Origin of the sequence: Marininema halotolerans (assembly GCF_900116235.1) — a bacterium.
Classification (GTDB): Bacteria; Bacillota; Bacilli; order Thermoactinomycetales; family DSM-45169; genus Marininema; species Marininema halotolerans.
Window position 1 is genome coordinate 1 of record NZ_FPAA01000004.1, and the last position, 18,224, is coordinate 18,224.

Annotated in this window: 18 protein-coding genes and 1 pseudogene; 7 read left to right on the plus strand and 12 right to left on the minus strand. The window is 45.7% G+C overall.

Features of this window, described 5'->3' with window-relative positions; all coding sequences use genetic code 11:
- A partial coding sequence (locus CHX35_RS05875) for an RNA-guided endonuclease TnpB family protein (protein WP_091836148.1) occupies positions 1-477 on the plus strand: 477 nt, incomplete at its 5' end.
- Positions 478-494: 17 nt separating this feature from the next.
- On the opposite strand, the gene CHX35_RS05880 is transcribed toward CHX35_RS05875, so the two are convergent.
- The 9 genes from CHX35_RS05880 to CHX35_RS05920 form a co-directional block, all read right to left on the minus strand.
- Positions 495-785: a GNAT family N-acetyltransferase gene (locus CHX35_RS05880; protein WP_091835408.1), complete on the minus strand. Its 291-nt coding sequence runs from the start codon at positions 783-785 to the stop codon at positions 495-497.
- On the minus strand, positions 775-957 hold the full coding sequence (locus tag CHX35_RS18150; RefSeq protein ID WP_091835411.1) for a GNAT family N-acetyltransferase: 183 nt from the start codon (positions 955-957) through the stop codon (positions 775-777). Before CHX35_RS18150 ends, CHX35_RS05880 begins: the two co-directional genes overlap by 11 nt.
- A 192-nt stretch (positions 958-1,149) precedes the next feature.
- A complete protein-coding gene (locus CHX35_RS05890; RefSeq protein WP_176391916.1) occupies positions 1,150-2,334 on the minus strand; it encodes an MFS transporter in 1,185 nt (394 codons plus the stop codon).
- A gap of 85 nt (positions 2,335-2,419) precedes the next feature.
- Positions 2,420-4,234, minus strand: coding sequence for an IucA/IucC family protein (locus tag CHX35_RS05895; RefSeq protein ID WP_091835417.1), 1,815 nt, complete (start codon positions 4,232-4,234; stop codon positions 2,420-2,422).
- Between the two features lie 6 nt (positions 4,235-4,240).
- Complete coding sequence (locus tag CHX35_RS05900) at positions 4,241-5,614, minus strand: lysine N(6)-hydroxylase/L-ornithine N(5)-oxygenase family protein (protein ID WP_091835420.1); 1,374 nt, start codon at positions 5,612-5,614, stop codon at positions 4,241-4,243.
- On the minus strand, positions 5,607-6,137 hold the full coding sequence (locus CHX35_RS05905) for a GNAT family N-acetyltransferase (RefSeq protein WP_245838686.1): 531 nt from the start codon (positions 6,135-6,137) through the stop codon (positions 5,607-5,609). Before CHX35_RS05905 ends, CHX35_RS05900 begins: the two co-directional genes overlap by 8 nt.
- Before the next feature lie 37 nt (positions 6,138-6,174).
- Positions 6,175-8,010 carry an IucA/IucC family protein gene (locus CHX35_RS05910; protein WP_091835426.1) on the minus strand — a complete coding sequence of 612 codons (1,836 nt, stop codon included), beginning with the start codon at positions 8,008-8,010 and terminating at the stop codon, positions 6,175-6,177.
- Positions 7,964-9,538 (minus strand): pyridoxal phosphate-dependent decarboxylase family protein, encoded by a 1,575-nt coding sequence (locus tag CHX35_RS05915; RefSeq protein WP_091835428.1) that lies wholly within the window; start codon positions 9,536-9,538, stop codon positions 7,964-7,966. The genes CHX35_RS05910 and CHX35_RS05915 overlap by 47 nt, the downstream gene beginning before the upstream one ends.
- A 16-nt stretch (positions 9,539-9,554) precedes the next feature.
- Positions 9,555-10,919 (minus strand): aspartate aminotransferase family protein, encoded by a 1,365-nt coding sequence (locus CHX35_RS05920; RefSeq protein ID WP_217895869.1) that lies wholly within the window; start codon positions 10,917-10,919, stop codon positions 9,555-9,557.
- A 509-nt stretch (positions 10,920-11,428) separates the two neighbouring features.
- Here CHX35_RS05920 and CHX35_RS05925 point away from each other — a divergent pair.
- The 4 genes and pseudogenes from CHX35_RS05925 (at position 11,429) to CHX35_RS17440 (ending at position 12,788) form a co-directional block, all read left to right on the plus strand.
- Positions 11,429-11,707: a hypothetical protein gene (locus CHX35_RS05925; protein WP_140413560.1), complete on the plus strand. Its 279-nt coding sequence runs from the start codon at positions 11,429-11,431 to the stop codon at positions 11,705-11,707.
- A 373-nt stretch (positions 11,708-12,080) separates the two neighbouring features.
- Positions 12,081-12,218 (plus strand): annotated as a pseudogene (locus CHX35_RS05930) (helix-turn-helix domain-containing protein); the annotation flags it as partial.
- Positions 12,219-12,250: 32 nt separating this feature from the next.
- Entirely contained in the window at positions 12,251-12,661 is a 411-nt protein-coding gene (locus CHX35_RS05935) for a tetratricopeptide repeat protein (RefSeq protein WP_140413561.1), read from the plus strand.
- The gene (locus tag CHX35_RS17440; protein ID WP_176391917.1) at positions 12,642-12,788 is read left to right on the plus strand and encodes a hypothetical protein; all 147 of its coding nucleotides are present in this window, start codon (positions 12,642-12,644) and stop codon (positions 12,786-12,788) included. Before CHX35_RS05935 ends, CHX35_RS17440 begins: the two co-directional genes overlap by 20 nt.
- A gap of 507 nt (positions 12,789-13,295) precedes the next feature.
- On the opposite strand, the gene CHX35_RS05940 is transcribed toward CHX35_RS17440, so the two are convergent.
- The 3 genes from CHX35_RS05940 to CHX35_RS05950 are packed head-to-tail and all read right to left on the minus strand — an operon-like array spanning position 13,296 to position 16,005.
- A complete protein-coding gene (locus CHX35_RS05940; RefSeq protein ID WP_425435301.1) occupies positions 13,296-14,288 on the minus strand; it encodes an ABC transporter permease in 993 nt (330 codons plus the stop codon).
- Positions 14,281-15,210, minus strand: coding sequence for an ABC transporter ATP-binding protein (locus CHX35_RS05945; RefSeq protein WP_091835443.1), 930 nt, complete (start codon positions 15,208-15,210; stop codon positions 14,281-14,283). Before CHX35_RS05945 ends, CHX35_RS05940 begins: the two co-directional genes overlap by 8 nt.
- 15 nt (positions 15,211-15,225) lie before the next feature.
- Positions 15,226-16,005 carry a GDSL-type esterase/lipase family protein gene (locus CHX35_RS05950; protein WP_091835446.1) on the minus strand — a complete coding sequence of 260 codons (780 nt, stop codon included), beginning with the start codon at positions 16,003-16,005 and terminating at the stop codon, positions 15,226-15,228.
- 264 nt (positions 16,006-16,269) lie between these two features.
- Between CHX35_RS05950 and CHX35_RS05955 the strand changes: the two genes are divergently transcribed.
- Both CHX35_RS05955 and CHX35_RS05960 read left to right on the plus strand, forming a co-directional pair.
- Complete coding sequence (locus CHX35_RS05955; RefSeq protein WP_176391918.1) at positions 16,270-17,250, plus strand: LysM peptidoglycan-binding domain-containing protein; 981 nt, start codon at positions 16,270-16,272, stop codon at positions 17,248-17,250.
- Entirely contained in the window at positions 17,216-18,214 is a 999-nt protein-coding gene (locus CHX35_RS05960) for a phosphotransferase (protein WP_176391919.1), read from the plus strand. The genes CHX35_RS05955 and CHX35_RS05960 overlap by 35 nt, the downstream gene beginning before the upstream one ends.
- Positions 18,215-18,224 lie beyond the last annotated feature (10 nt).

Sequence of the window (18,224 nt, forward strand, 5' to 3'; positions counted from 1 at the left end):
GCGCAAAGGATCATGAGCCGTCGAACTAAAGGCGGTTCCAATTGGCACAAAGCCCGCATCAAAGTTGCCCGTATCCATGAGAAGATCGTAAACGCCCGTCTCGACTTCCTACATAAACTGTCCTCGAAGCTGATTCGTGAAAACCAAACGATCTGCATCGAAGATCTTTCCGTAAAGAACATGGTGAAGAATCACAAGTTAGCCAAATCGATCACGGATGCATCCTGGTCGGAGTTCGTCGCCATGCTCACCTACAAGGCAGAATGGCACGGACGAAACGTCGTGAAAGTAGGGAAACAGTTCCCTTCCAGCCAGCTATGCTCAGCCTGTGGCTACCGCAATAAGGACGTAAAAAACCTTAACCTACGAGAATGGACATGTCCTACGTGCCACTCCCATCATGATCGAGACATCAATGCATCCAAAAACATTTTGCAAGAAGGATTAAAGATTCTTGCCGTCGGGACGACGGTCTAAGCTTGGAGTGTATCCTGTCAGTCGATGGGAGTTTCCAAGAATCCCCCACCTCTTAGCGTAGGTGGGGGAGGTTCAAGAGGCAATGTAATTCTCGAATGAACTTTCAAACCCGCTTCCTCTAATGCGGGAATGATAATCCGATTACGAGAATCGGGCTCTACCACCAGGGTATTCGTGGTGGGTTCCGTTTGAAAAATGAAAATGGCCATTGCGCGTGCGATGGGAACGATGTAGGAGGGGTGAATATGAGCCCGGTTACCAACGACAAAGTGGGCACCAATATCCTGGGGCTCATCATCAATAATCACGGATCATATCGTGAGCGACCTGATAGCGCATCATGTAGCCAATAGGAGTACTGCTTGAGTAAATCATAAAATGGTCACGGTAAGGATTGGCTACTGATTTTGTTAAATAGGCTTCAAACTCTTCGAGGGGAACATTTAGTTTCCAAAAGGGCGCAATATGTCGTTTACCCATCCATTGATGGAGAAGATGGCGGTGCTCTTCTTACGAAAAAGAATGAAAGGAGAGAGTCGTATTTTTTTCAGGGTTCTCATATTGAAAGATTGGTTTGGAAGGTTGATAGGCAGTGGTGGTGGATGCCATAGGTATACCCCTTTCAGAGAAGATTTTCTCATAGTGTAACGTAAATGAAAACGATTATCAATATCATTCAGTTGATTGTAAGGGGTCTTTTTGCATAGCCAAAATAAAAATAAGAATAAGAGGCGCTATACAGAGAAGAAACATGGAGAAATAACCAAGGGTAGCAACAAGAAAGCCAGCGATTGTCGAACCGATTCCGATCCCTAGATCAAACGCAGCGAAAAAGACCCCGTTTGCACGTCCTTTACTATGGGCTAAAACTCGTTGAATGGTTGATGCTTGTAAAGAAGGGTGGACAGAGCCAAACCCGAAGCCATAAAGGATTGCAGCCAGTAGTAAGCCAGCTAGATTCTGTAAGAACGCGAGGAGTATGAGTGCGAGTATCATCATACTTAGGCCCAGAAGCAGTGCCGGGCGAGGTCCCTTTTGATCAAAGGATTTTCCTGCCCAGAGACGGCTAAGGACCATAGCGAAAGCATAGACCGTAAAAAATAATCCGATGGATGTAATTCCTCGATCGGCTGCAAAAAGGGGCAAATAGGTGGAAATCGCCCCGAGTGTCAGCGTTGTACAGAGTGCCATGAAAGAGGGAAGGGCGGTTCCCTTTGGTATAAAAGGTTGGTGGTTGTTCTTTTCAAGAATGTGTGTCGCTGGTATCGAAGAGACCGGTGGATAATCGATTTTTTGAGCGATGAACCAAGCGAGAATAATGAGACTCGTCGCAAAAATGAATAGGAGGGTGAAGGTATATTCCTCAATCACCCAGAGACCGATGACGGGCCCGAAGGCAACACCGATCATGGTAAATAGACCATAGTAGCTCATTCCCTCCCCTTGTCGATGAGGGGGGATTAGGTCCGTTGCAACGGTCCCTGCGGTAGTCGTAACAGCTCCCCAAGCAAAACCATGAACGACGCGAAGGAGAAGGAGTGGCCACAGAGAAGTGATGCCCAAATAACTGATCGTGGTGAGCAAAAAGAGGAAGAGTCCCACAAGGTAAGTTTGCCGTCTCCCGCGTAAATCAAGCCAGCCCCCAATCCACGGGCGAGAGATGACTGCTGCCAGGGTAAAGATCCCAATAATTAATCCAACTAAATCCTCTCTTCCTCCCACTTGACGAACAAAAAGGGGAAGAGTGGGTAAAAGAAGTTGGAATGTGAAAAATACCAGGGCGTTAGCGATACAGACAAATATAAAATTACGAGACCATAGGGGCTGTGATGGAGCTGATAGGAGAGATGTCCGCATCATGTTCACTCCTTGGTGTGAAGATGAGTGGTAAAAACATCTGCCCGTACCGAGGGATACGGGCAGATGTTTTACGACGATTTGATTATGTCTGGGGAATGTGTGCAACTTCGGCCAGGATATTCGTAACCGTGCCATGTTCCGATGCATGGGGCCGATCCCCATCATCACCGTATCCATAATCAAGCATCCGGTTGCGATTTAAGCACAGCTTGGTAAATAGGGGCTGTAAGAGATCAAAGAGTTGAAAACGTTCGCTTTCCTCAGGGAATTCCTCTTGGTAGCGAAGAATCGTCTTACGGACCTGGGACCAAAAAGTGATTTCCGATAAGCCTTCATGTTCATTTAAAAGATCGGACAGATAACGGAAATGACAGATGAATAGCCCTGTAAAAATGAATTGACAGAGTCCTTCAGGTGGCTCACTCCGCAATACTTTTTTCAAGTCGGCAGGGATATCGGCAAGCTCAGGTAAAGGCTGGTCACTAACATTGACATCATCTACAAAGTCCTTAATCGCAAGTCGGTGCGGGATCGAGTCCTTCAATATGAGGATGGTGTTCTGACCGTGGGGGGAGAACACCACTCCATAACGATAAAGGAAACGAAGCAATGGAGGGAGGATAACCTCTGTTAGCCGCTGAACCCACTCCTCAACAGAAAGACCGGAACGTGCTATTAATTTACTGACGAGAGGGGTGTTATTGTGGTCGACATGAAGGAGTGCAGCTAGCGTGATGGGCTTTTCTCCTTCATCCAAATAGGTGTATACACTCTCGCGCCAAATGGCTCCGAGCATCTCGAGGTAGTGATAGGGAACGCCAGGGAGATCCGTGAAATAAGGATGGTCGTAGTTGAGACTAGCAATCTCTCCGGGTAATACAACGCGGCACTCCTCCTTTAAGAAGGCGTCCTGTTCATAAATGCCTTTGATATAATCCGTAATTTTTGGCGCGAGTACCGTGCGTTCCCCTGGAAGTCCCCGGTAGACCAAGGTATTCAAGATGCTCATTGGTAATTTGACATGATGCTTTTCTTTGTGACTGACATTGACAAAGGTACGTACGGATTGTTGGGGGAGATACCAGTCGTCACCCTGACCAAGGTAGATGATTTTACGCGTTGCAAGGTCTTCAGCGAACAACGGAACAATCATTTGCTTCCATTGCCATTCATGAATGGGCATGAAGAGATAATCCTGCCTCGATCCATTTTCCGCTTGAAGGCGTTGATTAAAACGTTCCATGGTGGAATCGCTTAATTCTTGGCGGAGCAAGGTATCAAAATCGACGGATTGAACGGTATGCAGATCCGTACGCTCTCGATGAAGCGCAATCCAGCTGATCTGAACGCGTTGTTGATTTTCAGGTGCATAGTTTAGGTAGTCATCATAATTAAAACCAATGCGTCCCTTGTTGTAAGTAATCCAAGGATGGCCATCCATTTCTCCTTCCAGTTCCGCATAGTCTAGATCCGTAACATCCACGGTAGAAGATTGTTTTTTTAAGAGAATATGAGCATCAGCAATCAAGGTATTATGATACTCACGAATCAGATGGGCAGTGGTTTCTGGTGACATCGGCACCGACCCCTGCATATCCAAGAGAAAACGAATGGGGTTGCTCGCCGGGGCTAGGGTGCCGTCCTCTTCGCGTTGAATGGTATCCGAAAAGACACGATAGCTATCAAATACACCTCGTTCTTTTGCTTCATAGTGATAGCGTATTCCATTGGTAAAAGGGAGGACGTAACGATTGCGGCCCTCTTTTTTCTCAAGCAAGGTAGGCGAAAGGATATCTTCATACATAAACTCGGCGATCATTTTTGTTAATAGGTTACGGGAAACGGTTTCCCAGGCAATTGGATTTAGAATCGTGGCGAGTTTCTCGTTTTTTGTCATGCACTCTCAACCTTTCACTAACGATTTGTGTAGGGATTGGCGTTGCATCACGCCAAATTGCTGAAATACATTCCGTTCCGACACCGAATAGACATTGCGTCCTGTTAATGTATTGATGATCACGGAATTGCGATAGGCACCGAGTCCGAGGTCAGGAGCGCCTACACCGTGGGTGTGAAGTTCGCCATTTTGGATGAAAATCGCATTGTCATGGGCATGGGTAAGGGATAGGCGATAATCTTCGTCGATGACGTAGCGCTCTTGTTCGTCCCATTCGATTAGGTGTCGGATCCCTGCGATAAAGGGTGGAATCGCATGGTGATAACCCGTAGATAGAATGACGACTTCACTATCATGGGTGAATTCCTTTTGCTCATCACGATGGAAGGCATTGAGGCGATAGTGACTGAGTCCATTCTGTTGAATGGGAGAAATTCCGCGAACATCCACGTGGGAAAGTAAACGTGCAGGGGTTTCTTTTCCTCCGACAGTACGTTCATATAAGAGATCATAAATGTCAGCAATGGTACTTGCACTAATGCCTTTATAGAGTAGATCTTGATTACGGATCTTCTCATCCCTTGCCGCCGGGGAAAGAGAGTGAAAGTGACGGGTATACTCCGGTGAGAAATGTTCAAGTCCAAGCTTGGAATACTCCATCGGAAAGAAGCCATTTGACCGTGTAAACCAGTCTAATTGGTACCCATGGGAGGATTGCTCTTGAAGCAGGGTATAGAAAACCTCAGCTGCACTCTGACCAGAACCGACAACGGTAATGGAGCGAGCGTGACGACAACGATCCAGATTCTCTAAAAAGCGAGCGGAATGAAAGACGTCTTCACGAGGGAGGTCACTATATCGCGGATCGATATTCGGAACACTGCCGGTCCCAAGTACAAGATGGCGTGTTTGATAGATCAGTAGTTGATCCGTTTCCGTATCGATAGCGGTGACACGGTAATGGCTGTCTGCACCTTGCTCTTCCCATTGAATATTGATCACTTCCCGATTGAATAGGCAGGTGTCTAATTCTTGTGTGACCCACTGACAATAATGGTTGTACTCATTGCGTGGGATATGGAAACGTTCTAGAAAGTAAAAATGATAGAGCCGCTGGTGTTCTTTTAAGTAGTTAAGAAAACTAAAAGGGCTCGTTGGATCCGCCATGGTAACAACATCGGCAAAAAAGGGTACCTGGAGGGTCGTTCCTTCAATTAATAGACCCGGATGCCATTCAAAGCGTGGCTTCTTATCGAGGAAAAGTGCTTGTACTTCTGGGGTCTTTTTAAGCATGGCTGCTAATCCAAGGTTAAAAGGTCCGATCCCGATGCCGAGGATATCGAGAATTTCGCTGGATTCTCTGCTTGAACGTTTATCCATGTCGGTTCTCCTCCTTAGTTTTCCGATGACAAAACATCAGGGCCGCCCGTTTATCAGGGAGCTCAATTTCTTTTTGAAAACGAAATCCACACTTTTCAAAGATATGGATCATCTTTTTATTGCGGATATCAGGTTCAGCCACTACTTTTTGTGTGGCCGGATGTTCAAAGAGTCGTGCGGTCATTGATTCCAATAGGGGTTGTGCATATCCTTTCCCCAAAAACGAGGGGGGGCCAATTAACAAGTGAATTCCTTGATCCTCTGGATGAAAGTCATAGTGTTGTCCCAAGATGTCATCTTTGACCCAATACGTTTCCCAATAACTCATCGGAACCCCTTCGATCGAGCCGATATGAAGATCCTGGTGTGTATCAGCGAGAAAATTGAGCAAATGTTTCTCATACTGAACGCGAGGGATATCCAGGTTCCAAAAGGGAACGACATGGGGCTCTTTCTGCCATTGATGGAGCCGGTTGATATCCTCTGAGAAATTCACCGGTCGAAAGGTGATGGTTTGATTGATGCGAGGGTGAACAAGGGAAAAGGGCTCTTTCAACAGGTCATCCTTGGGTGCTTGTGAGTTCATGTCGGGATGACACTCCTTTTGACAACGGGTTATTCACTTGAACATACACCGATTGACTTTCCATCGGTCCTACCAGTTCATCCATATCATGAACCCGGGTGAGTAGGTTGGCTTTGCAGGGAATACGTTCATCATGCAGTAAGCTATACAGCAAGGTAGAAGGTTCTCGGTTGAATGGCAGATGGCGTTCCAAACGCTCCCTTAGTTCCGATAGGAGCAGTTCTTCATCGATCAGCCCATCTACACCAAAACGATTGATGAGCCCAAATAAGTGATTTTGGAAGAAATAATAGCGGAAGCGTTCATCAGCGACGTGATCTTCACACATGGTTTGGCTTTTTTCATCAATTCCTGGAAGGATTTGTTGAAGGTGAGGGAACGTTGAACGACTGTAATAATAACCTTGGTTGTCCCGGTAGTAAAAGCGGTTGGGATAGCCATCCTTCAACTGAATTAAGCTGTTTTGTTGGTGAGCTTCTAAGGCAATTCCATAGTTCATATACAGCCAAATGAGGGGTTCAAAGGCAATATTTAGATAGCGTTGAAACCAATCGAGACTGACTTCGGCAGTGCTCCGTCCTTCTGCTTTTGCTAGGGAAGTGATCAGTTGAGCAAGGCGAGACGCTTCATCAAACATGGCATCTTGACATAGACCAGCGATCAGTGAGACTTGCTTCCCAGCATCTCCTTTAAAAGGGTTGTTGCGAAGGGAAATTTCAAAACCAGACTCTTCACGATCAGGGTGGACAAGGGTGAGAAAAGCTGGATCTTCAATCACTTGAAAATGGGGATGGGCTTCCTTCATTTCTTGACCGATTTGACTAGCAAGGATGCGTGAAACCTCGACGCCTCGCTCAAGTTCTTTGTATTTATTGAGCCGTAGGGAGTTTGTAATCTTGATATTGACAGAGACCTTTAACATCCAGGAGGCGGTTGGACGATAAAGTGTACGAAGGGATGAAGTGGCATACCATGAGCCACCTTGTACACCAAGATCGAGTAAAAGCCCCTCCTTCAACCAGGTTTGAACATAGGCTTCCTTAAGTAAGTAGGTTGCCTGTTGAGGATGTATGGGAAGAATGGCATACTCATCAGGTTGGCAGTATTGCTGCTTAAAGGCGTCCGATAGATCAGGGTCTGCTTGTAGTTCCGCTTTAATGAGTTCCGTGGCCCGTTGACCGGTAGTCGAATCCTCTTGGATCAGCGATTGGTGCGCTCGAAAAAGATGCAACGGGTGAGCGCCCTTTAATTCCGGTGAATAGCTTTCATGCTCGATCGTAGATAAGCCTTGTCGGCTTTTAGGAGTCGGGTGCATGAGGTGTCCAAAAATTAAGGATTGCTCCGCATCAAGAAAATGAAAATCAGTCCCATATAGTTCTTGTTGATCTTCCTTACGTGCATCGACAAAGGATGCGATATGTTGACAACTTTGAATCACGCGTTCAACCAAGTCGTCAGGAAATTCATTTAACCCCTGGGCAATTGATAATTCCTTCGTTACCAGCGTAATGAAGGTGACATAATCTAAGGGCAACCATTCATCCGATGACCCTACACGATAGGAAAAAGGAAAAACGAAAAGGTGTCGTTCTGTGAGCGACCAATATTGGAGAGGGACGAGAATCTCCATCTGATGGTGTTTCAATGGACAAAGGATGCCTTTTCCAATGGGGGAGTTTCGCAAAATGGATTGATAGACATCCTGATCAAGGAACTCTTCTTGGCTGAGAATTTGAAAATTCCCTGTCTCCTTTAAGTAGCAATTAAAGAAGCTTTGCATGGTTGCTTGTTGCGCTGATGTTCGAGGCATGCTGGCCCCACTCTCCTCTCGGTAGTTCCCTTTGCTTACCGGTTTCTTTGATGCGTTCCAGTATGAATTCGATATCCTTCATTGTGGTTCGTGGATTTAAGAGGGTCAGTTTTAGACAAACTCTGCCCTTCACTTTGGTATTGGCAAGTACCACATCGCCACTGGCTAAGAGGGTGTGACGAATGTCGTGATTTATTTGATCGTGCCATTGGGAATCGGACAATTCTGAGTGCTGACTGTTTGGCAGATATCGAAATACCACGGTGTTTAATGATGGAGTCGGATTAATTGCTTGAAGCACGGGATCTTTACTAATCAATTGTGCGGTTTTTGTAGCAATTTCGATGGTTTTTTCGATCATGTCAGCGAAACGAGCGCGTCCAAGTGACCGTAGCGAGATATAGAGTTTAAGTGCATCGAAACGGCGGGTGGTTTGTATGGATTTTCCGACCAGATTCGGAATCCCAAGGGCTTCATCTTCTGTGGAGTTCAGGTAGTCGGCGTTTTGTTTGATCCGATTAAAGTGGTTCTGATCATTGACGAGAAATGCACCACAGCTAATAGGCTGATAAAAGAGCTTATGAAAATCCACAGTGATCGAATGGGCGGCCTCGATCCCCTGTAATTGTTTTTTATAGGTGTTGCTTAGCATTAAAGCACCACCGTAAGCGGCATCGACATGAAGCCAGAGCCCAAGGGCATGGGCGCGAGAAGCCAACTCTGGCAAAGGGTCGATACTACCAAAGTCGGTCGTGCCAGCCGTCGCGGCAATCACAAAGGGATGAAGACCTTCTCCATAGAGGTGAGAAAGCTTTTGATTAAAATCTTCTAAGTTCATCCGGTGATCCTCGTCGGTTTTTATTGTGACGACCGCTTCTTCACCGAGACCAAGAAGAGCTGCGGATTGTTTGACTGTAAAGTGGGCAGCTTCGGAACAAAGAATCCGCATCTCCCTGGCTTCAGGAGGCAGCCCACGTTTTTGTATATTCCAGCCAAAGCGTGTCCAGGCGTAATGATCCCGTGCCAACAATAACCCCATGAAGTTCGATTGCGTGCCTCCACTGGTAAAAACGCCATCGGCTTGGTGGCTGAAACCAAAGGTTTTACACAACCATTGAACCATTCGCTCTTCCAACAACGTTGCAGATGGGCTTTGATCCCAGGAATCCATTGACTGGTTGGTGGCGCTGACCATCATTTCCCCTGCAAGAGCAGGTATGAGAGGAGGGCAATGAAGATGTGCGGCACAAGCTGGATGATGCACGGCTACTGAATGACGAAGGACTTTTTGCCCGACTTCATGAAGAGTGGTCGCAAGCGGGACTCCTTCTTCGGGGCATATGACATCATCCTCAAGCAGGTTGGATAATTCCTCCGCTTGTATTCCACTAAATGGTTTGTTAGCAGTAGAAAAATGGGTTTCTATGGTTTGTTGTGCCGTATTTATCGCTTGTTGGTGAGCCGCTTGCGAGAGGGGCGTCCCAGTGAGAAACCACTCATCGAGAGACGAGTCGTGGATGGTTTTCATGAACTCTCGTCTCCTTTCATGAGTAGACGGGGAGGCTTTTTTCTGCTGCTTCCACAGCTTCAGCGAAACGAGCACACACTTCGTCTACTTGTTCTGGGGTAATGATAAGTGGAGGTAGGAAACGAACAACGCTTCCATGGCGTCCGCCAAGTTCAACGATGAGGTGCCGTTTCATACACTCCCTTTGAATAGAATGTGCCAGGTCGGGATGAGCGGGATAACTCCCGAGAAGATCCGCTGGGCGGCTCGTATCCACAATTTCTACGCCAATCATCAATCCACGACCACGGACATCTCCGATGGAGAAGGAGTGGGATTGGATGTTACTTAACTGATCCATGAAGCGTTGTCCCATTAATGCAGCATGGTTATCAAGCCGCTCGCTTCGAATGGTGCGCATGGTAGCGATTCCTGCAGCCATGGCCATCTGATTTCCGCGGAAGGTACCAGAATGGGCCCCCGGTGACCAATCATCTAATGCTTGGTCATAGACCACGACGGATAGCGGAAGGGAACCACCAATGGCTTTTGAGAGAATGAGGACATCCGGAACAATGCCTGCGTGTTCGAAGGCAAACCATTTACCTGTTCGTCCAAATCCAGTTTGCACTTCATCAATGATTAAGGGGATGCCGCGATCGTGTGTGAGGGTTCGTAGATCCCGTAACCAAGCATCGGGTGCAGGTACGGCCCCTCCTTCTCCTTGAACCACTTCAAGGATCATGCCGGCAGGAGAGACGATGCCGTTCTCAGGGTCATCCAAGGTTCGTTGGATATAGCGACTTCCTACCTCCGAGCCAAGTTCGCCGCCTAATCCAAAGGGGCATCGATAGGAATAGGGATAGGGAAGAAAGTGAACATCCCCCATTAACCCCGGAACGTTTTCTTTCGGTCCTTTATTCCCAGTAAGGCTAAGTGCACCATGGGTCATTCCATGATATCCACCATGGAAGGAGAAGAGCGAACGATTCCCTGTGGAGGTTTTTACTAGCTTTAAAGCGGCTTCAACCGCATCGGCTCCAGATGGTCCACAAAACTGAATTTTTGCCCGCGAGGCGAAGTGGGGAGGTAAAGAGGAGAAGAGCTCCTCCACGAACTCGTCCTTGATCGGTGTCGTTAGATCAAGTGTATGTAAGGGGTAATTTTCATCAAGGGTTTCTTTAATCGCTTCAATCACAGCGGGATGATTGTGCCCAAGTGCAAGGGTTCCTGCCCCTGCAAGGCAATCATAGTGAAGATTGCCCTCCACATCGGTCACATGAATTCCCGATGCTTTGCGAATTGCGATGGGAATCCGACGTGGATATGAACGGGCGTTAGACTCCCATCGTGCTTGATTGGCTAAGTAAAAGGCATTGGTTCCTGCCTGAGTGGATTGCATGACTTCAATCACCATCCCGAATTTCGAAAATGAGAATCATTATCAGTGTCTTGTCGCCTATATTACCATCCGGTTTGGCCACTGTAAATATGTAATTGAAAAAAGTTCTCAATTAATTTTTTGATAATATTTGAAAAAATAAGCAGAAAAACTGGAGAAACGATCACTTGTCTTGTCGTTGCTTTTTGGGAGGGGGGTTATGGATCGTACGTCCCTATCTACAGGGAGAGAGGATTTACATGCTTATAAAATGGAAGGAAAATCGTCATTGATATGAGGAAGTTATCAAAAGATTAGTAGAAGTTAGTAGTGGAAAGTATCCTACATGATTCTCATCCAACACTTCGTATATTTTTTTATTTTTTTAGGGAATATTTCTCGGATTGCGAATCAAGTCTGTCCATATAACCAAAGAAAGTAGTATGATATTCATGTATTCATCAATGGAAGGTTCTAAAATTCCTCAAGAAGAACAGTATACGGCCATGAAATGGGAAGGGGTTTGTGCAATGGACTTTAGTCAAAGTGAATATGAAAACCTTGTGGTGAGTCTCCATGCACGCGAGGAAAAGATCTTATATGTCATGAAGCAAATGTTTGAAGGAATTTGTGATGAAACAAAGCCAGCTCGAGCAGAAAAAGGATTAAATGAAATCTATGATGCTTGGAGTACGTTGCAAGAAACACGGCAATTAAAGAAGCGGTTACAGCGCATGGGAGGAAAAGGTGGTCAAGAAGGGAAAGCGGAACCTCAAAATGTCCGGACACTGGGTCAACCCTCTCGATAAAAAAAAGGCTACACCCTCATAGATGGGGTAAGTCATATCCCCTCAAGGTAGACAGTTCAAAAAAGCCCAATGATAGAGTGGGCAAAACGAACTGTATAATCCGGAGGGGATTTTCTTATGGCTTAAAAAAGGTGGAGAGAGTAGGTGAGGGGGGTACTACCCATCTTCAGATTTCAAAATTTAAAATATTATGCTGAAACTAAGAATAATTTCAGAGAGAAGGGGAGCAACCGTAAAGTATATAGACAGTTAATTGATAAATGGTAAATTATTTTTTTAGTAGAAATAATAAGAAATACAGTATTCCCATAATCAGTAATGCTAGTGTAGAATAATCAGAGAGGATAAGTAAAAATAGAAAAGGAGTGTCTTAATGGAGCCCTCAAATATAAAGGATGTTGGTGAAGTTATAAGAAGAGTAAGGAAATCTAAAGGACTCCGATTGGAAGATTTAGCAGATGAAAATATTTCTCCAGCTACTATTAGCAACATTGAACGGGGTATTTCCCATGGAGACAGGCTGAAAATTGTTTTAAAACAGGATTGACCTCACAACACTTACTGACGAGCGAAACATATCTTACAGATGCCTATTCAGGATATGGGATATTGCTTTCACACCAAGACAGAAATGATGAAGCAAAAGAGCTCTTTGAGCAAGCCATAGCCAATGCAGAAAAAAACGACAATGCTCCTAAGCTTACCTATGCGTTGCGTGTGATGGGTGATTTTTGGAAAAACAGAGGGAACAGGCTAGAAGCCATCCCCCACTATGAAAGGGCCCTGGAGCTTGCTCAAAAGTTCAGTTACAAACAGGATGAAAATAAGTTATATTATCGGCTCTCACAGTGTTATCAGGATTATGACCAGAAGGAATTTGAGAGGTGCCTACTGAATATGTATAAATCACAAAAGGCATTAAGGGGGGAAGAAAATGAAATCCTTGAAGATTAACAAAGTAATTGTAATCATTGCTGTAGTAGCTTCTATTACAGCTTCAGGCTTGACTTTGATAGAAGACCAGGGTCAACCCCAAAAAATAGTAAGTGAAATTGTCAAATCAGATCCAGTAGGTTCTTGATCTAAACCGTCTAGTAGACGGTTTTTTTTGTCGAGGGATGGCAAGATTCAAAGGTTCCCTTATGGATCAGCTATTAAAATTGGGACGAAACCTCTAGAGGGTATTACGGGTGTGTCTGGCTATTAGTTCGTCTTGCGTTTTTTTGCGGGGGGAAATACAACCTCAGAGAGCATAATAACTATGTAAGATAAAGGAGAGGTTGGTCTTGGAAATGTTCACTTCAGCGGTTCTTGGAACACTCAGTTTGATCAGATTGGTGGTAGAATTTGTAGTATGGGTTTTAGCGGCTATTGCTCTTTATATGTGGATCAGAAAAGAAAGAAGGAAAGGGTAAACCAAGATGTATAAGGGCTAAGATAGGTCTTTTTTTTTGCCCATATCACCAAAAGCGTACCCTGATGGCGCAAACAAAAAAGAGATGTGCACGGAGCCATCCTCCATTTGGATCCAGGCTGCCAGTGCACATCTTCACAGTACAATCAATATTTAGAAGAACACGCAATGCTTTTACGCAAGGATGTCCTTTTTTGTGAATACGGTAAAGGCGATGAGTAGACTGATGATGGACCAGACACAGAGGATTATCAGTGAAAAAGGTAAGGACATCCCTTCAATCATCATCGGGGTGCCGGAAAGGTAGTTCGTCAGACTAAGATTGGTAAAGACAAAATACTTGATGGTGGTCCAGGAAGGGGAGAGTTGAGTTAAGAGGTTGCCAGCAATGATCGCAGCTAACATGGTTCCCATACTGGCTGCTGTACTCCGTAGGAGAACAGAAACCATCAGAGAAAGCGTAGCGACTGCTGTACACGCAAACCAAGCTAGGCCATAGCTCATCAGGATATATTTCCATTGGGGTACAAGATGGACGCCTTGGGTGATTAATTCATCATTTTGAGTATCAAAGCCTGTAAGGACAGGCATGTTCCAACCCGTATAGCCAAAAACCAGACCGGAAATGAGATAGCTCAGCAACGCCGTGACCGTCACAATAAATGAGACGAGCAGAATGAGCGAGACATATTTCGCAAGAAGAACCTTCCAACGTTGAACGGGTCGCGTTAATAATAATTTAATGGTTCCTCCTGAATGCTCAGAGGAGACGATATCTGCGGCGACGACAACAATGAGCAGGGGCAAAAATAACGAGATCGCTTGGTCGATAAACTTGCGGATGAAGGTAGGAGCACCCGGTGATGTCGGATTGATGTCATGATCCAAATAATATTGTTGTTGCTGAATACTAATTTTGATTAACTTCCGCCACTCTTCTGGAATCCGACTGGAGGTAAGGCGGTTTTGATTATCTACAATCTGCTGTTGAATGAGTGTCTTCCAATCGGATGTGCCGAGGTTTTGAATGTTGGTTTGCACCGTTCGATACTGTGCATAGGTGAAGATAGGAATTAGGATCGCGAGAATGAGCAATACGACCAAAATGCGCTTTTTCCGTACCATTTTTAAGAGCTCATTGTAAATTAGACCCATAAAATTAGGCAAGAGAATCCCCCTCAGTCATCTGGAGGAAGATATCCTCAAGAGTTGGTTTTTTTTGTTCAATCGAAGTGACTTGGATACCCGCTTGAATCAGACGAAGGTTGATATTTGCAATTTTATTTTGGGGCAGACGTGTACGAATGGACTCATTTTCGAGGATTTCCACATCGAAGACATCCGGTAACGATTGTAACAGTTGATTAGCCTTTGCTAGCGGTGATACCTTCCAAATGACAGGGGGCTCTCCAGATAGCAACTGATGGACATCCCCGGTTTGGATGATGCGCCCTTGATGGATAATGGCAACACGGTCACACAGGAGTTGTACTTCATGGAGGATGTGACTTGAAATAAACACACTGATGCCTTCTTCATGAGCAAGGCGAGAGATAAATTGACGCATTTCCCGAATCCCAGCAGGATCGAGCCCGTTTGTGGGTTCATCGAGAATCAATAACTGCGGGTGATGAAGTAATGCTTGGGCGATTCCAAGGCGTTGTCGCATCCCCAGTGAGTAGGTCTTTACCCGTTCGTCTATTCGTTCTTCAAGCTCAACTAATTGGACAACCTCTGTGATCCGTTGCGGAGTGACTCCTTCCACCATGCGAGCAAACATTTCTAGATTTTCGCGTCCGGTTAGATAGGGGTAGAGTTCTGGATTCTCTACAATACATCCAATATGGCGAATGGCCTCTAAAAATTGATTGCTTAAATCATACCCAGCAATCTTAATTTGGCCATGGGTAGGGCGTATTAAGCCGACAAGCATCCGAATTGTGGTGGTTTTCCCTGCGCCATTGGGGCCCAGAAAACCAAAGACTTCTCCCTGTCCAATTTCAAAAGCGAGATCGCGAACGATTTCTCTTTTTCCGATCTTTTTTGTAAGGCCTTCGACGACGAGAACCTTGGTTGGATGATCAGTCACGGCTCAATCTCCTTTCTATTCTTGATTCATGGCTTGTAATAATCGTTCGGCTATGTAATCATATCCCGCCGCGTTGGGGTGAAAACGGTCACTATATAGATAGGATTTTGGGTGTAGTTGAAAAATATCATAGATGGGAACGACAACAATTTGCTGATAATCCTGAGCAATGGTTTCCATGGCGTTGTTCCACTTCAATACTTCTGCAGAGGTCTCCTTATGATCTCCTAAATCGCCAAAAGGATTATATAACCCGATTAAAAAAACCGGAGCCTCTTTGTTTTTTTGACGGATGATCGTCAATATTTGCCGTAAATTATTCTCATATGCTTGGCGGGCGAGAATCGCTTGTTTTCCGTCAAGGGTTTTTAAGGAGTCCCCTTTGCGGAAAAGATCATTTCCTCCAATGGTAATGCTGATGCGACCGGCTTTCTTGAGAAATTCACCGACTTTGGGTTGTTTAATTTGTGATTGTAATTGATAGGAGGTTTGTCCTTTAATACCGAGGTTGATTACACTCATCGATCCCTCGTTTTTTTCTAAGGTTTTTCGGACGCGGGTGACATACCCTTGACCACTCGAATCACCCGTTCCACGGGTGAGAGAATCCCCGAGTGCAAGGAATAAGGTCTTGTTACTTGGTTCTTTTGTCGGCGTGGATGACTTTGTCAAGGAAGAGGGAGATCCACTTACATTTTCTCGTAAGGCAAGAAAAAAGCCCAGAAGAAGTAAACCAAGGCATGCGGCTGTTACCAAACTAAATAGAACCCAAATTGGTTGCCCTTTAATTTTCATAGGATGCTCCTTTGGATGAAGGTTTCATTGTGCCCGATGCTTTTCGTAAATTTAGAAGTCTGAGGTAGCGTGTGTAGGCGAACAGTTCTCTTGATCTCACCTAGGGAAGTGGGAGTGTCAAAATGTTTCTTTCCACTAAAAATATCGTGGGAAGGTTGCACCGTCAATCATTCTTCCCTATCTTTTCCTCAACGAAAGGGGGGCAAACCGCCCAATGTTGCATATACATAGAATGTATTTGCCTTTTGAGGGAGGGAGTTTATTTTGAAACTTCACATTGTACAATCGGGTGATACCTTGTGGAAGATTGCTCAACGCTATGAAATGTCCCTACAGAAACTGATTGATGCCAATCCGAATATTGCTGATCCAGATCAGTTGGACGTGGGGATGAAAGTGAAGATTCCCACAGGTAAAGTAAGTGTTCATGTTCAACGCAAAGAAGATCTGTCAACAAGAGGGGAGGGAAGGCCGCCTAGAGAACCTGGAGCAGGGAGACAGCCGCCGTATTATCATCCACCCAAACCCGAATCCCCACGAGAATCTCCTATGAGGCCGTATCAGCCTTCACCACAACAACCTCCCCAATACGAAATGCCCCAGCGTCCACAACAGCCGCAAATGCCTGAGTCACCTAACTATGGCGGACCACAAATGCCACCAATGCCAGAAGCCCCCACCTATATGCCCCCAGGAATGATGCAACCCAACCAACCGAATTATGGCATGCCAGGAAATCAACCCAACTATGGGATGCCTCCAGGCTATGGGATGCCCCCAGGCTATGGAATGCCGCCCATGCCGCAGGATGAATCTTCCACAGGTCAACCGGAATCCCCCTATGAATCCAATCCGGGTTGGAAGCAGCCTCCATATGGATATCAAGATTATGGCACACCGGGATATACTCAGCCTGGCTATGGATATGGAGCACCAGGCGGGCAACAAATGTATGCCCCGCAAGCTCCCGGATGTGGATGTGGTGCTCCAGGAGTCCCCATGATGTTTGGGCAACCTGGGTATGCCCCTTCACCGGGATATGGGTATCAGCCGGGTTATGGTGGCCAGGGTTACTATCAGCCAGGTCAGCAAGGAGGAACAATGATGCCAGGCATGCCAGGCTATCCAATGACGCAAAGTTATGGGGTATCTGGCAATAAAACCACGGAATCCCCTGACTTTCACTCCTTTTTTCAGGAACCATTGGAGGATGAAAAGGAGAGTAGCTCTGGGGAAGGAATCTAACGAAAAAAGAGAGAAAATCCCCTCTGCGGATATGAAAAACGAGTGGGAAACAACGTTGGGCTTAACCATTCATGAGGTGAAGCCCTATTATCGTAACTGGTTGCTTGTCACCCCTAAAGGGAAGTGGGTGGCAAAAAAGATCCATCACCCCCAACAACTACAATGGTGGATTCGCATTGATCGAGAGTTGCGACAAAAAGGCTTTCATCAGATGCCTCTGATTTGTACCGATGAGAGGGATTGGTTATTCACCTCCTGGGTGGAAGGAAGAAGGGCTACTTATAAGAATCGCAAGGATATTATGATTGTGGCGGATCTTTTGGGGCGATTTCATACCCTGGGTAAAGGATTGGCGATGTCTGAGTTAGGGATTTATCGCAACAATTTATTGCAACGCGTTCAATCCCGCTTCCATTCCTTCACCACGCTCCTTGATTCGCCTAGGGAATGGCAGAGTGCTCAAGGGGAGATGAAGCAGTTTGCCAATCAATTTCATTGGTATGGGCGGGAGGCTATGCAACAACTGCTTCATCTTCCTCTTGATGAATTGTGTGAATGGGATCGGCGTACCCATTCCATCACGCATCGTGATCTAGCAAGTCATAATATCTTACTTAGCAACGATGAAACACCCTGGTTGATTGATTTTGAAACGGCTGCATTTGACTCTCAAGTCGGGGATATCTGGCAACTTCTCTCTCGGGGATTGAGTGAACAACGGTGGGATCGTTGTGTTGCCGAAGAGGCTCTTGCTGCTTATGAAGTGCATCGTCCTCTGACGGCGTTAGAAAAAAAAGTGTTGATTGTCCTCCTCTCCTTCCCTAATGAATTTTATCGAGAGTTCTTAGGTCTGACATTAGCGAAGGAGGGGTATGGAAAAGATAAAACCCTTCCCTACCTTGAGCAAATGGCTATGGATATTCCTCGTTGGCGCAGGTTTTTAAAGGAAATAGAAACTTGGTAGGAAGGATTTC